10 protein-coding genes are annotated in these 14,427 nt (G+C 65.7%); 4 read left to right on the top strand and 6 right to left on the bottom strand.

What is annotated here, in order from left to right; all coding sequences use genetic code 11:
• Positions 1–12: 12 nt before the first annotated feature.
• Positions 13–3,348: a DEAD/DEAH box helicase gene (locus GQB03_RS06055; protein ID WP_159686034.1), complete on the bottom strand. Its 3,336-nt coding sequence runs from the start codon at positions 3,346–3,348 to the stop codon at positions 13–15.
• Positions 3,349–3,593: 245 nt separating this feature from the next.
• Between GQB03_RS06055 and GQB03_RS06050 the strand changes: the two genes are divergently transcribed.
• Together GQB03_RS06050 and ggpS are read left to right on the top strand one after the other, a co-directional pair.
• Positions 3,594–4,844, top strand: a complete 1,251-nt coding sequence (locus GQB03_RS06050; protein ID WP_159686031.1) for an MFS transporter — start codon at positions 3,594–3,596, stop codon at positions 4,842–4,844.
• Between the two features lie 63 nt (positions 4,845–4,907).
• Positions 4,908–7,220, top strand: coding sequence for a glucosylglycerol-phosphate synthase (gene ggpS, locus GQB03_RS06045; RefSeq protein ID WP_159686029.1), 2,313 nt, complete (start codon positions 4,908–4,910; stop codon positions 7,218–7,220).
• A gap of 9 nt (positions 7,221–7,229) precedes the next feature.
• On the opposite strand, the gene GQB03_RS06040 is transcribed toward ggpS, so the two are convergent.
• Positions 7,230–7,994, bottom strand: a complete 765-nt coding sequence (locus tag GQB03_RS06040; RefSeq protein WP_159686026.1) for an NAD-dependent deacylase — start codon at positions 7,992–7,994, stop codon at positions 7,230–7,232.
• A gap of 356 nt (positions 7,995–8,350) precedes the next feature.
• Between GQB03_RS06040 and GQB03_RS06035 the strand changes: the two genes are divergently transcribed.
• Positions 8,351–9,202, top strand: a complete 852-nt coding sequence (locus GQB03_RS06035) for a PEP-CTERM sorting domain-containing protein (protein WP_200832125.1) — start codon at positions 8,351–8,353, stop codon at positions 9,200–9,202.
• Positions 9,203–9,320: 118 nt separating this feature from the next.
• On the opposite strand, the gene GQB03_RS06030 is transcribed toward GQB03_RS06035, so the two are convergent.
• The 4 genes from GQB03_RS06030 to pyrE form a co-directional block, all read right to left on the bottom strand.
• Positions 9,321–10,190: a DMT family transporter gene (locus GQB03_RS06030; protein WP_159686023.1), complete on the bottom strand. Its 870-nt coding sequence runs from the start codon at positions 10,188–10,190 to the stop codon at positions 9,321–9,323.
• Positions 10,187–12,259, bottom strand: a complete 2,073-nt coding sequence (locus GQB03_RS06025; protein ID WP_159686021.1) for a molybdopterin-containing oxidoreductase family protein — start codon at positions 12,257–12,259, stop codon at positions 10,187–10,189. Before GQB03_RS06025 ends, GQB03_RS06030 begins: the two co-directional genes overlap by 4 nt.
• Before the next feature lie 71 nt (positions 12,260–12,330).
• On the bottom strand, positions 12,331–12,759 hold the full coding sequence (locus GQB03_RS06020; protein WP_235026964.1) for a hypothetical protein: 429 nt from the start codon (positions 12,757–12,759) through the stop codon (positions 12,331–12,333).
• 193 nt (positions 12,760–12,952) lie between these two features.
• Entirely contained in the window at positions 12,953–13,600 is a 648-nt protein-coding gene (pyrE, locus tag GQB03_RS06015) for an orotate phosphoribosyltransferase (protein ID WP_159686018.1), read from the bottom strand.
• A gap of 32 nt (positions 13,601–13,632) precedes the next feature.
• Here pyrE and GQB03_RS06010 point away from each other — a divergent pair, with 32 nt between their 5' ends.
• Positions 13,633–14,415, top strand: a complete 783-nt coding sequence (locus tag GQB03_RS06010; RefSeq protein WP_159686016.1) for an exodeoxyribonuclease III — start codon at positions 13,633–13,635, stop codon at positions 14,413–14,415.
• Positions 14,416–14,427: the final 12 nt, after the last annotated feature.

The raw sequence follows: 14,427 nt of genomic DNA, 5'->3' as shown, positions 1-14,427 counted from the left end.
ACCCGCCTTGCGTTACCCGTCTGTGGCGGCAGTCATCGCGACATCAGGTTCGGGGAGTGGCGCCAGCAGGTTGCGGATATCCTCCTCGCCAAACTTGACCGCCCCCTGATGATCCTCAGAGAGGATGCCCGCGGCGAGCCCCGCTTTCTTGTCCTGCAGGGCGAGGATCTTCTCTTCGATGCTGCCCACCACCACCAGCTTGTACACGAACACGTTCTTGTCCTGACCGATGCGGTGGGCGCGGTCGGTGGCCTGGTTCTCGGCCGCCGGGTTCCACCACGGGTCGTAGTGGATCACCGTGTCGGCAGCAGTGAGATTGAGTCCCACTCCACCGGCCTTGAGGCTGATGAGGAATACCGGTACCTCGCCGGACTGGAAGCGACGCACCGGTTCGGCGCGGTCGACGGTGTCACCGGTGAGCGTGAGATAGCGGATGCCCCGCTCCTCGAGCGCCTCGGCGATCAGCGCCAGCATCCCGGTGAATTGGGAGAACACCAGGATGTGGCGACCTTCGTCCACCATCTCGGGCAGGATGTTCATGAGCAGGTCGAGCTTGGCACCGTCCTTAATCCGCGCCCCGCGATCACCTGGCAGCAGACGCGGATCGCAACACACCTGGCGCAGCTTGAGCAGCGCATCTAGGATCACGATCTGGCTGCGCGCAAAACCCCGCGCCGCCACCTCGTCACGCACCCGCTGGTCCATGCTGGCCCGCACCGTCTCGTAGAGATCGCGTTGCCGGCCTTCAAGCTCGACGCTGCGCAGCACCACCGTCTTCGCCGGAAGATCGCGCGCGACCTGTTCCTTGCGGCGGCGCAGAATGAAGGGCGCAATACGGCGTGCGAGCAGTTCGCGCCGCCCGACGTCGCCGTTCTTTTCGATCGGCGTGCGCCAACGCGCGGCGAAGTCCTTGCGATCTCCGAGAAAGCCGGGCAGCAGAAAATCGAACAATGCCCACAACTCGCCGAGATGGTTCTCGAGCGGCGTGCCAGTGAGGCACAAACGATGGCGCGCGCTCAGGGTCCGCACCACCTTGGCCGCCTGGCTCGCCGCATTCTTGACCGTCTGCGCCTCGTCGAGGATCAGGTAGTGATACTCGTGGGCGGCCAGCGCCTCGCGATCGCGCCACAACAAGGGGTAGGTCGTCAGGCACACATCATGTTCGGGGATCCGCTCGAATTCGGCCTGCCGACCGCTGCCGCGCAGACTCAGCACCCGCAGCGCCGGGGCATGACGGGCCGCCTCCTGCTGCCAGTTGAATACCAGTGAGGTCGGCAGCACCACCAGCGCGGGCTTGTCGAGGCGCCTCGCGCGCTTCTCGACGAGCAGGTGAGCAAGCGTCTGGGCGGTCTTGCCCAGCCCCATGTCGTCGGCGAGGATGCCACCGAGCCCGTTGTCCCGCAGATGCTGAAGCCAGGCGAGGCCTTCGCGCTGGTAGGGCCGCAGCTTGACGCCGAGGCCGGCCGGGGTGCGCACGGCAGCGACCTGGCCGACGCCCCGCAGCCGCTCGCACCACCGCTCGACCGTGTCCATGCCCTCGGCGCGCCACTCGCCTTCCAGCGCGTCTGCAAGGCGGCCGGCATCCAGCGCCGGGAGACGAAGATCGCCGGGCCGATCGAAGAGATCGATGAGCGTGCGCGCAAGTGGCTTGATCCGCGCCACCGGCAGCGCGATGCGATCGCCATCGGCACTCACCACCACGACCGTGTCGCCGTCGTCAATGGTGGCCAGCGCGGCAGGGTCGAGCCAGCGCGGATCCTGGCGGAAGAGTTCGCGCAGCAGCGGCGCGAGATCGACACGCTGCCCCTCGACCTCGACACCGAGCCCGAGATCGAGCCAGCCGCCGTCGGCCTCTTCCACGTCCACCAGCCAGGCATCGGGCGCCAGCGTGCGGTGACGGAACTCCGGTGCGGCGTCGATGCGCCAGCCGGCCATCTTGAGTAGCGGTGCGGTGTCGGCAAAGAAATGCCGCCAGTGCTCTTCGGACTCGAGTCCATGACGGCCCTCGGGCAGGGGATCGACGCTTCCCAGCCAACCACTCTTGAGCGGCCGGAACCCCGCCCTCAGGAAGGTACGCCAGGCAGCATCTTCGCCATCGACGTCGCGCGCGACGCGCACATTGCTGCCGTCCGGGAGAGTCGCGATGGTCTCGGTCGAACCGGGCGGAAAAGAGGTATCGCCATACATGAAACAGGGCTCGCCGCAGTCGTACTGAAGATAGGGGCCACCGAAATTCGGCGCGTAACTTCGATGGGCCCGCCAGCTCCAGCAGGCCATGCTCTCCAGCCGCAGCACCGGCTCGAGCGGGGCTTTGAGTTCAGGCAGGCTGGCTTGCTCGGCGCCAGTGGGCAGCGGCAACGAGGCGGACATGTCGGCCATCGCCGCGGCAACCAGCGGCAGTTCGCTGCGCGCCAGCGGCGGCAGGCCGAGCAGCTCGGTGACAAGCAGCGGGTCCGCCATCTCGAGCGTACCGGCTTCACCGCTGACCGCGTCGAAGTAGCTTAGCGGTACGGTACGCGCCACGAAACCGGCCGGCGGCGTAGCGATCAACCTCGGTCGGGTGCCGCTGCCAACAGGCGTCCACGCCAACCTCGCCGGACGACTTTCGGCCGCAACAAGGCGCACCGCCGGCTCGCCCCGTGCCGGCTCGAGCCACGCCCGCCCGGATGCCAGCGCAAGTTCGCAGAGCGCCCAGCCTTCCTCTCCGCGCAGTAGTGGCCAGGCGTAAAGCCCATTGCGCCGCACGATCTGCCTCAGCAAGCGCAGTATCTGCAGGTCTGACTCCTGAACGAACGAGGGCGGCTTGAGCAGCGCCTGCTCGTAGGCGGTCCATTCGGACATGCCGCCACTGATGCGTCCGTTGTCTGTAAAGCGTACCTTGGCGAGCGCGAGTTCCATGTCGTCGCCACCCGGCCGCGCCCGAAACACATAGATGATGGCGTCGCGTGCGGGGCTCTTGCGCGGCGCCTTGGCGGCACTCTCGAGGCGCTGACGCAGGCCACGTGCCCAGGCGGCAATCTCGGCCCGCGGCTTGTCGACAATCGCCCCTCCGCGGCGGGCCGCAAGAATCAACGCCGCGGCGTGCTTGCAGCGGTTGCCCACTGGACAGGTGCAACGCGTGGCGAGATCGATCGAGCGCTCGCCGAAGAACTCGCGCCGCTCGATGCGTACCCAAACCTTGTAGGGCCGCCGCTCGGTGCCCTGCACATTGGCCTGCAGGATGTTCGCGGTGCCCTCGAGCTGACTGACCCGGCCGACATAGCCACGCGCCCGCGCCAGGGCGTTGGCGGAGAAAAACTCGGCGAGGCCGGTTTCATCGAGCTGGGCCAGCAGGCGATCGAGTTCCACGAGGGTCGAATGACTGGGGAAGATCGCAAATTCTATCGGCTAATCAGCTGTCTGGACACGGAGCCGGGCGATTAATTTTGCAATGCAGCAATCGATGTTTTATATTTGTACGAAACTATTTCCATCTTCAGGCCTGCTGCGTCACGCGTCGGACTATCGATTCGCCACGGCATCGAAGAACCGCTGCCCCACTTCCGGTTGCCTCTCTCCCGACGCCCCCGCAGCCCCCGCCTGAAGCGGCAATCATGATCAAACACCTGGTACCGATTACCGCGCTGCTCGCCGGCGTTGCCCTGCTCCTGCTGGGCAGCGGCCTGCTCGGCACCCTGCTCGCCGTGCGCGGCAGCGCCGAGGGGTTCAGCGACGTCTTCCTCGGACTGATCGGTTCCGGCTACTTCGTGGGCTTTCTTGCGGGCTCGTTCATCGCGCCACCGCTGATCCGAGGCATCGGCCACGTCCGTGCCTTTGCATTCTTCGCCGCCGCCACGGCCGCGGCCACCCTGCTCTACGGTCTGCTGGTCACCCCGGCCAGCTGGATTGCGCTGCGAATCTTCACTGGCACGGCACTGGTCGCGCTCTACACGATCATCGAAAGCTGGCTCAACAGTCAGGCCCCGCGCGAACAACGCGGACGCATCTTCGCCATCTACATGATGGTCAACCTGGGCGCACTGGCCGCGGCACAGCAACTGCTGCGGATCGATTCACCCTCGTCCTTCACCCTGTTCGCGGTCTCTTCCCTGCTGGTCTGCCTCGCCGTCATGCCGGTCAGCGCCACCCGCCTGAGTCAGCCGCATGCAGGCACGGCGGCATCCTTCTCGCTGCGCCCGTTGATGCGCGCGGCGCCGGTAGCCGTGACGGGAGGTTTCTTGTCGGGTCTCGCCATGGGCGCCTTCTGGGGAATGGGCGCGGTCTATGCCGGCCGGATCGGTCTCGCCGACGACGGCATCGCGCTCTTCATGAGCGCCGCAATCCTCGGAGGGGCCTTGCTGCAATGGCCCTTGGGCGCCTTTTCGGACAGCCGCGATCGACGCTTCGCGCTGGCCGTGGTGGCGCTGGCCGCGGCCCTCGCGGCGGGGGGGCTTGCCGCCTCGTCGTTCGCGGGCCGGTGGGCTGTGGCCGCGGTGGCGCTCTACGGCGGGCTGGCTTTCGCGGTATACCCGATCGCGGTAGCGCTGCTGGTCGACCATCTGCCGCAGGACGATCTGGTCAGCGGCTCGAGCGGTCTGCTGCTGATCCATGGCGTCGGGGCGGCGATCGGCCCGCTGGTGGCGGGGCTGGCCATGGACTGGATCGGTCCGCAAGCACTTCCGCTGCACTTCGGCGTGATGCAGTTGCTGCTGGCCCTGACCGCCTTCACCAGCCTGCACCGCAGCGAGCCCGAGATATCCGAGCCGGGCCACTTCATGCCGATGCTGCGAACCTCCACGACAGTGCTGGAAATGATACCCGGCAGCGAAGCGACGATGCAGGCGGGGGCAAAGACGTCGCGTTGAGGGACATCACATTCGTCGACGGCTGTCGGCGTCCATCCAATCGGAAGCACGAGGAGAACGCACATGCTGATCGCAACCGACCTTGACGGTACCTTCCTCGCGGGGGAAGCCGAATCCCGCAACCAGCTCTACCAACTGATCGCCGACCACAGCGACATCAAGCTGGTCTTCGTCACCGGCCGAGGTCTCGAGGTCGTGATGCCCCTGCTCACCGACCCGACCATCCCCTCGCCCGACTACATCATCTGCGACGTGGGCGCGACCATCGTCGAAGGCAACACCCTGCAACCAGTGCAGCCGATCCAGCAACAGATCGAAAAGCGCTGGCCCGGCGAGCGCGCGGTCGCCTCGGCGCTGTCGGTGTTTCCCGACCTGGAGCGCCAGGACGTCCCGCAGCAGCGTCGCTGTTCCTATTTCTGCGCACCCGGACGGATCCCTGACGGCATCGATGAAGTCGCCGCAAAGCTCGGCTGCGACGTGCTCTACTCGGCCGACCGATACCTTGACATCCTGCCGCCGGACACCAACAAGGGCAGCACCTTGCGCAAACTGGTCGACCTGCTCGAGATCGATCCGGACGATGTGCTGGTGGCCGGCGACACCCTCAATGACCTGTCGATGTACGAAGCCGGTTTCAAGGGCGTCTGCGTCGGTGAATCGGAGCGTGCCCTGCTGGAAGCGACCCGCGACCGCTCGCGCGCTTTCCACGCCCGACACACCGGCTGCGGCGGCATCCTCGAGGCCATCGTGCATTTCAATTTCATCGGCGAAGGGGGCCTCGCAGCGGCCAGCCGTACCATCAACCAGGCGGGCAAGTCCGAGCTGGTCATGGTTTACCACCGCCTGCCTTATGAAGAGGCTTGGGAGGACGGCAAGCAGGTGCGCCGCCGCCACACCTCGCCCAACGGCATTCTGCCCACGCTGCTGTCCTTCTTCGGAGGCGGCCGCAAGGGTGCCTGGGTGGCCTGGTCTGTGCACGACGCCAGGCGCGGCGCCTTCGAAACCCACACCCGGGTCGAACCACGCAAGTACCCCGAGCTGGTGTGCGCGCGAGTGCCGCTCTCCAAGCAGGAAGTCGACATCTTCTACAAACGCTTCTCCAAGGAGGCCTTCTGGCCGACGCTGCACACCTTCTGGGAGCGTGCGCGCTTTCGCGAGGACGACTGGGAGGTATATCTGAAGGTAAACCGACTGTTTGCCGAGCGCACCGCGGCCGAGGCTGCCGAAGGCGCCACGGTGTGGATCCACGACTACAACCTGTGGATGGTGCCGGCCTTCCTGCGTGAGTTCCGGCCCGACCTGGTGATCGGCTTCTTCCATCACACCTACTTCCCCTCGGCCGACGTGTTCAACGTGCTGCCATGGCGGCGCGAGATCGTCGGCAGCCTGCTGCAATGCGACTACATCGGCTTCCACATCCCGCGCCAGGCCGAGAATTTCGTGGACGTGGCGCGCGGCGTGGCCTCGGTCAAGGTACTCGAGGTGAAGAACTGCGCGCCCACCTTCCGCACCTACGGCTGCGCGGTGGGACTCGAGGAGATGACCACAGCGATCGAGGTACACGGCCGGCGCATCGGCCTCGGTGCGCATCCGGTCGGGCTCGACATCGACCGGGTGAAGGCCGCACTGGCCCAGCCCGAAACCACCCGGCGCATGGAAAGCCTGCGCAGCGACCTCAAGGGGCAGCGCATGATCCTTTCGGTCGAGCGGCTCGACTACACCAAGGGCACGCTCGAGAAGCTCGAGGCCTTCGACCAGCTCCTTGACGAATATCCCGAACTGCAGGGCAAGGTCACGCTGCTCACCATCTGCGTGCCGGCAGCCCGCGAGATGACCATCTACCGCACCCTGCAGACCCAGATCGAGCAGGCGGTAGGACGCATCAACGGCCGCTACTCACGTGTCGGCTGGACGCCGGTGCAATTCTTCTTCCGCGCCTTCCCGTTCGACGAGGTGGTCGCCTATTACGCGATGGCCGACGTAATGTGGATCACCCCGCTGCGCGACGGTCTCAACCTGGTGTGCAAGGAATACGTTGCCACCCAGGGACTGACCGAGGGCAGCGGCGTGCTGGTGCTGTCGGAATTCGCGGGCGCCGCGGCCGAACTCCACGGGGCGATCCTCACCAATCCGCACGACCCAAAGGATCTGCGCGACAAGTGCTATTACGCCACCACGGTGCATCGCAACGAGGCTCGTACGCGACTGCGCGAACAGTTCGACATCGTCCGCAGCAACGACCTTCAGCGCTGGGCCGACGGTTTCCTCGCGGCGCTGCAGGAATCCGCCCGACAAGCGCGCAAGCACGCGGAAGACGACATCCACGGCGCGAGCATCACCCCGCTGCCCGCAACGGCCGCCACGCTGCGCGACTGAACCCGCGTTTCAGCCGGCACAGCGCTCGAGCAGTGCGGGCAGCACCTCGGCCGCCCGCGCACGGATACGAAAGTCGACGATCCCGCTGACGCTGCTTTCGCCGGGGTTGATCTCCACCGTCGGCACCCCGGCGCGCCGCGCCCAATGCACCGGCGCCGCGATGTAGGGGAAGACACTGGTGGTACCGACTGAAAACACCAGGTCGAAACCTGCCTCCAGCGCGTGCTCGAGACGCAACAGCGCAGGCATCGGCAGCTCCTCACCGAACAGCACCACATCCGGCCGCACCAGCCCGCCACAGGTCGGGCAGCCCGGTGGCAACTGCATGCCGCGATAGTCTTCGACCGGACGACCACGACCACACTCGGTACATACCAGCCGGTGCAGGCTGCCGTGAATCTCGATCACTTCGCGCGACCCCGCCGCGCGATGCAACCCATCCACGTTCTGCGTCAAGACCGTCACGCTGGGTCCGAGTCCCTCCAGCGCGGCAATCGCACGATGGCCCGCATTGGGCTTCGCACCACGGCAGGCCGCCTCGATCTCGGCCAGATACTTCCAGGTCAGCTCCGGCTGCTTGCGCAGCATCGCTCCGGACAAGGCAACCTCGATAGGGACCCCGTCATCGGTATGACGTTCGTGATAGAGACCGCCGATCCCACGATAGGTCGGCAAACCCGAGTCGGCGGACATGCCCGCCCCAGTGACGAAAAGAATGCGCCCGGCCTGCCGGCAGAGCTCGGCGAGCTCGTCGAGGATGGATGGGTCTGACATGGGTCCGGAAATACGTATTGCGAGCACCGCGCGAAGATGCGGAATTATCCCGTATTACATCGGCCCTCGGGCACAGGACTTGAGACACATCCCCGGATCGACGGGGCTCGATCCGGGCGCGCATCGCACAGCCCGTCGAACGGCGCCTCGCTCAATACGCCGGAATGGATGACGGTATGCCGCAGGCTTAAGCCGATCCATCTTGCAAATTCGTGTGTCGGATTTTCTTACAAAAAATGTAGGCAAAACACCTATATGTCTCACAAGTCAATGTTTACTAACAGATTTTAGATCTGGCCCGCATTTTGCATTGCGCAGCATGCAATTAATTCGGTTGCAATTCAGGGAGAGCCTACATGATGACCAGTAGATTTCGACATGCGCTCAAAGTTTGCGCAATTGCCACTGCGGCGCTGAGCGGTTCCGCGCACGCAACGTTCATTCAAGGCGGCGACGCAACAAGCCAGGCGACCGCCGACAGTATTCTCGATATCGTATTCGTGATCGACACCAGCGGCAGCATGAGTGACGACATTGCCGCCATCGGCGCCTCGGCGCAAACGGCCGTCCAGAATCTGAGCTGCCCGAACATCGACTGCTTCGTACGGGCACGATTCATGTCGATCGTCGGATCAAGCGGCATCTTCAACGAATCCGTCACCAGCCTCGTTTCCAGTGCAGGCGGCACCGCACAGTCCAACTCCTCGGAAGACAACGGCCCGGCGGTGATCGATCTGATCAACTTCTACAACTGGAACAACGATGCGGTCGGAGCACAGAAGTACTACAAGGCCATCGTGACCATCGGCGACGAAGGCACCGAGAACGGGGCCCCGGTCAACCAGGCCGACTACGACGTCGCCTATGCTGCCAACCAGCTCGCCATCAGCACCAACACCTTCGTGATCGGCTGGGTGACCGATGACCCCTCGGCCGGCGTTCCGGAACTCTTCAAGACGATGGCAACCGGCGGCGTGCTCGGCGGCTATACCTTCGGTGATACCGGCGGCGGCTACGTGCAGCAGGGTTCGAGCGACGTGGGTGGCACGACCGTCCAGCAGACGCTCGAAGACATCATCTGCTTTGCGGCCGGTGGCGGCTCGACCGGCGGCGGTACCGTGCCCGAGCCCGGAAGCCTGGCGTTGGCAGCGCTGGGCCTGTTCGGCGTGGGGGCAATGCGCCGGCGCAAGGCCGCGAGGTCGGTCTAAGGGCTCGACGGTGGCGGATGCCGGGAGCCGTTTGCGACTCCGGCATCCGCCTGATCGATCCCAACGTAGCACCCGCCTCGGCAAACGAACACGCCCGAGCGCGGCCAGTCGCGAATGGTCACGTTCGGCGCCGCTCACCCCTACGCGTCCACGTCAGCCACACGCTGACCCCAACGATCATCGCTCCGCCGATCCATTCCCGCGCGCCCGGTGCTTCGCCGAACAGGTACCACGCCAGCGCGATTCCATACACCGGCTCGAGGCTGGCCACCACGGCCGCTTCCTGCGCCGGCACGGCGCGTAGCGCGGTGATGAAGAGGGTATGCGAGAGCGCAGTCCACACCAGGCCGAGGGCCAACAGCGCACCCCACTCGACGCCGCCTGCGGCGATCGGCCAGCTGACCCAGGGCAACAGACACAACGCAGCAACCGCATTCTGCGCGTAACCCAGTGCCACCGGATCGACCGAGCCCACCTGGCGCCGGTTGACCATGGTCAGCGCAGCGAAGGTGGCGCCCGACAGCAGGCCCCAGATCAGGCCCTGCACTGCGCTGTTGTCGATCGACCATTGCGGCACCAGCAGCACCAGGCCGACGCTGACCGCCCCGGCTCCGAGCAGATCGCTACGGCGCGGTCGCTCGCCGGCCAGCCAGGCAAAGCTCACCGAAAAGAGCGGAAAGCTCGCGTAGCCGAGCAATCCGATCGCCACAGAGGCGACCTGGATGGCGTGAAAGAAGCTCGCCCAGTGGATCGCCAGCAAGGGGCCGGTGAGCAGCAGCCACCAGCCGAAGGTCTGGCGGCCTCGCGCGGCGGCGCCGAACCGCCACACCAACGCGAGCGCAATCGCTGCGATCGCGGTACGCGCAAACACGAGATTGATCGACGAAATCGACAGCCCGCGTGCAAACAGGCCCGCGGTACCGAACAGCAGGACCGCAAGATGCAGCGCCAGCCACGGCGAGGCCTGCAGCCCGGGGCGCTGGCTCACGCGATGGCCACTTCCACCAGGCAGTCGTAGAACACCGGGCCGCCCCCCATGTCGGTGAGCCTCGAGCTGGTCACCGCATTGGCGTTCTCCCCGTCGCCCGAAAGCTTCTGCCACCAGATCGACGGCGCCACCACCAGACCCGGTCGAGCGCCATCGGTCAGCACGGCATGGGCATGAAAGGCGCCACGGTCGTTGAAGATACGCAGCCGGTCGCCCTCGGCGATGCCTCTCGCCGCGGCGTCATCGGGATGGATGGCAAGCGTCGGACGGCCCTCCTGGGCGAGGAAGCGCGGCATGTTGGCAAAACTGGTATTGAGGAAATTGCGCGCCGGCGGCGAGATGATCGCAAGCGGGTAGCGTGTCGCCAGTTCGGGGTTGCTCAGCGGCGATTCGTGCGGCGGCACGTAGCGCGGCAACGGATCGATGCCCTGATCGGCGAGCGCCTGCGAAAAGAACTCGCATCTGCCGGAGGGGGTGAAGAACCCTCCACGCGCAAACGGCGCATAGGGCCGCGGCAGGTTGAGCCGCGCCCAGCCCTGCTCCGCCAGCGTGCCGGAGAGCCCGAGCGCGCGCATGTCACGCTGCTTGAAGGCCGCCGCGGCGATCTCGTCGTCGGATTCGAACAGGGCCGGCTCGGAAAAGCCGAGGCGCTGCGCGAGCTGCCGGAACACTTCGCTGTTGGGCCTCGCCTCGCCGAGTGGCGTGATCGCCGGCTGGTTGTCCACCACGTTGAGGTGCCCATAGGCCTTGTGCACGTCGCGGTGTTCGAGCTGCGAGGTGGCCGGCAGCAGGATGTCGGCGTAATCGGCGGTGTCGGTCTGGAACTGTTCGTGCACCACGCAGAAGAGGTCTTCGCGCATGAAACCCGCGCGCACCCGGTTGCTGTCGGGCGCCACCGCCAGCGGATTGGAGTTGTAGACGTAGATCGCGCGGATCGGTGGGTCGTCCGCGCCAAGCAATGCCTCGCCGATCTGCGACATGTTGACGGTGCGTGGCGGGCGCGCGGCCGCATCGGGATAGAGATCGGGGCGCTCGAGCGCCCGCACGTCCACCGGGAAGCTGCCGGAGGTCGACAGCAGGGCCCCGCCCGCGGCATGCCGCCAGGCACCGGTAAGCGCGGGCAGGCAGGCGATCGCGCGTACCGCGGCAGCGCCACCGGCACAGCGATTGAGGCCATAGTTAAGGCGGATCGCGCTCGGCGCGGCCTTGCCATAGTCGCGCGCCAGCTGGCGGATGACCTCGGCCGGCAGGCCGGTATGCATGGCGGCCGCCTCGGGCGTCCATTCGCGTACCCGTTCGGCGAGGGCATCGAAACCGAGCGTGTGGCTGGCGATGTAGTCGTGGTCGAGCAAATCCTCGTCGATCAGCACCTGCATCATCGCCAGCGCCAGCGCCGCATCGGTGCCGGGCATCGGTGCGAGATGCAGATCGGCCTTGAGCGCCGTCTCGGAGCGCCATGGATCGATCACCACGAGGCGTGCGCCGCGCCGTTTGGCCTCCTGCATGTAGCGCCAACCGTGGAGGTTCGAGACCACCGGATTGCCGCCCCAGACGATGATCAGCCGGGCCTCGACGATGGCCTCGGGGTCCATGCCGACCCCCGCGCCGATGGTGGCCTTCCAGCCCGCCGCACCGGCAGAGGCACAGATCGTGCGATCCAGCAGCGAGGCGCCGAGCCGGTGGAAGAAGCGCCGATCCATGCCCGAGGACTGCACCAGCCCCATCGTGCCGGCGTAGCTGTAAGGGAGGATGGCGCGCGGATCATCGGCGGCGATGGCACGGAATCTGTCGGCGATCGTATCGAGCGCCTCGTCCCAGCCGATACGCTCGAAACGACCTTCGCCCTTGCGGCCGACGCGCTTCATCGGGTAGAGCAGCCGCTGCTCCGAATAAACCCGCTCGAGATAGTGCGCGACCTTGGTGCACAACGCGCCGTTGGTGAACGGCAGGCTCTTTGCGCCGCGGATCTTTACTGCACGACCCTGCTCGACGGTCACTTCCATCGCGCAGGTGTCGGGGCAATCGTGCGGACATGCGGCACGGACGATACGGGGGGAGTCGTTACTCATGAAGCCGCTCCGACAGGACATTCAGATGCAGGGCAGGACCGGGCCATCCGGATGCGCCGGTTGGCAAAGACTCAGCGCGCGTGTGCGCCGCGGCGCTCGAGAATCTCCTGGTAGCGCTGGCGGTCCTCTTCATAACGCGCGCGGATCGCCTCCAACTGACGCCGCTTCGAATCGATGACACTCTTCTGCGCCAGCAACTCGAGCTCGTTGTCGCGCAGATCCTTGGCAAGCTTCGGCGGCATGGGCCGGCGCGCGTAGAACTCGGCCTCGCGGTCCAGTGCCACACGAGCCTGCCTGAGTTCGGCCTCGCGCTTGCGCGCAGCTTCGATATCGCGCTCGACCTCGAGTTCAGCGCGTCGTTGCTGCACCTCGATGTCGTCCAGGTTCGGATAGGTCTCGAGCAGGGCCTTGTCGCGCAGCCGGTCGATGCGCTGGCGCTCCTCCTCCAGGCGCCGCTGGCGCTCGTCCTCGCGCTGGCGGGCAAGTTCGGCAGGGCTCATGGGCGCCGCCACGACCCGGCGAACGATGCCTTGCGGACTGATCTCGCGATACGCACGCCCGTAACACTGTGCGGGCAGCACATCGCCGCACACCGTCCGACCACTGGCATCGTCGCAGCAGAATATGCTTCCGCCGCCCGCGACCGCAGCCCCGCCCGAAAGCAGGCCGCAGAGCAGCAATGCGCAGAGGAGTTCAGGCCGCCGCATCGATTCCATAGGTGACACGATACTGCCGCACCGCGGCGAGATTGTCGGCGAGTTCATCGCTGTCGGACAGGAAGCCGATCAGGTCGACCAGGCTTGCCACCGACACTACCGGCACGCCGTACTGCTGGCGCACCTCCTGCACCGCCGAGAGCTCGCCCTGACCACGCTCCATGCGGTCGAGCGCGATCACCACACCGCCGGTCGTGGCGCCGTGCTGATCGATGATCTTCACCGACTCACGGACGGAAGTACCTGCAGAGATCACGTCGTCGAGAATCAGCACCCGGCCGACGAGCGGCGCACCGATCAGGGTGCCGCCTTCGCCGTGATCCTTGGCTTCCTTGCGATTGAAGCAGAAAGGCACGTTGCGTCCCATCCCGGCGAGTTTCATTGCCGTCCCGGCGACCAGCGGGATACCCTTGTAGGCTGGGCCGAAGAGCATGTCGAACTCGAGCTTCGACGCGACGATCGCGCGCGCATAGAAATCGCACAGGCGACCGAACGATTCGCCATCGTTGAAAAGGCCGGCATTGAAGAAATACGGCGACTTGCGGCCAGCCTTGGTGATGAACTCACCGAAGCGCAGCACGCCCTTGTCGCAGGCAAGCTGAATGAAATCGCGGCTAAAATCCACGCTAGATTAATTCCCAGGGAACCGGACACCGCATGTTACGCGTCATCACCGCCAACCTCAACGGCGTACGCTCGGCAGCAAGCAAAGGCTTCTTCCCGTGGCTCGCCGAACAACGCGCAGACGTAGTGTGCCTCCAGGAACTCAAGGCACAGCTTCCCGACATGAACGCGGAAATGCGCAGCCCGGATGGCATGTACGGTTACTTCCATTGTGCCGAGAAGCGCGGTTACAGCGGTGTCGGCATCTACGCCCGGCGCGAGCCGGACAGGGTCGTCGAAGGGCTCGGCTGTGGCGAGTTCGATGCCGAAGGGCGCTACCTTCAGGCGGATTTCGGCCCCCTCTCGGTCGTCTCGCTGTATCTGCCGTCCGGCTCGAGTTCCGACGAACGGCAGCAGGCCAAGTACCGCTTCATGGATCGCTTCCTGCCCCACATGGCCGAATTGCGGGCTTCCGGCCGCGACGTGATCGTGTGCGGCGACTGGAACATTGCGCACCGCGAAATCGATCTCAAGAACTGGAAATCCAACCAGAAGAACTCCGGCTTTCTTCCCGAAGAACGGGCTTGGCTGTCACGGCTGTTCGACGAGCAGGGCTGGATCGACGTTTACCGCCGCCTGCATCCCGAAGCCACCGACGCCTGTTACACATGGTGGTCGAACCGCGGCCAGGCCTGGGCCAAGAACGTGGGCTGGCGGCTCGATTACCAGATCGCCACCGAAGGCATCGCGGCGACGGCCAATGCGGCAGGGATCTACAAGGACGCACGCTTCAGCGATCACTCACCGCTTACCATCGACTACGACTTTGCACCGTGATGCCGGCGACCA

It is taken from the genome of Cognatazoarcus halotolerans, from assembly GCF_009800965.1.
Lineage (GTDB): Bacteria > Pseudomonadota > Gammaproteobacteria > Burkholderiales > Rhodocyclaceae > Cognatazoarcus > Cognatazoarcus halotolerans.
The sequence above is the reverse complement of the archived record's forward strand: the minus strand, read 5'-3'. Positions and strand labels throughout refer to the sequence as shown.

What these genes read in the sequence shown, in the direction of transcription:
- GQB03_RS06050 (WP_159686031.1), top strand. Translation starts at nt 3,594, where the DNA reads ATGATCAAACACCTGGTACCGATTACCGCGCTGCTCGCCGGCGTTGCC.
- ggpS (WP_159686029.1), top strand. Translation starts at nt 4,908, where the DNA reads ATGCTGATCGCAACCGACCTTGACGGTACCTTCCTCGCGGGGGAAGCC.
- GQB03_RS06040 (WP_159686026.1), bottom strand. Translation starts at nt 7,994, where the DNA reads ATGTCAGACCCATCCATCCTCGACGAGCTCGCCGAGCTCTGCCGGCAG.
- GQB03_RS06035 (WP_200832125.1), top strand. Translation starts at nt 8,351, where the DNA reads ATGATGACCAGTAGATTTCGACATGCGCTCAAAGTTTGCGCAATTGCC.
- GQB03_RS06025 (WP_159686021.1), bottom strand. Translation starts at nt 12,259, where the DNA reads ATGAGTAACGACTCCCCCCGTATCGTCCGTGCCGCATGTCCGCACGAT.
- GQB03_RS06020 (WP_235026964.1), bottom strand. Translation starts at nt 12,759, where the DNA reads ATGAGCCCTGCCGAACTTGCCCGCCAGCGCGAGGACGAGCGCCAGCGG.
- GQB03_RS06010 (WP_159686016.1), top strand. Translation starts at nt 13,633, where the DNA reads ATGTTACGCGTCATCACCGCCAACCTCAACGGCGTACGCTCGGCAGCA.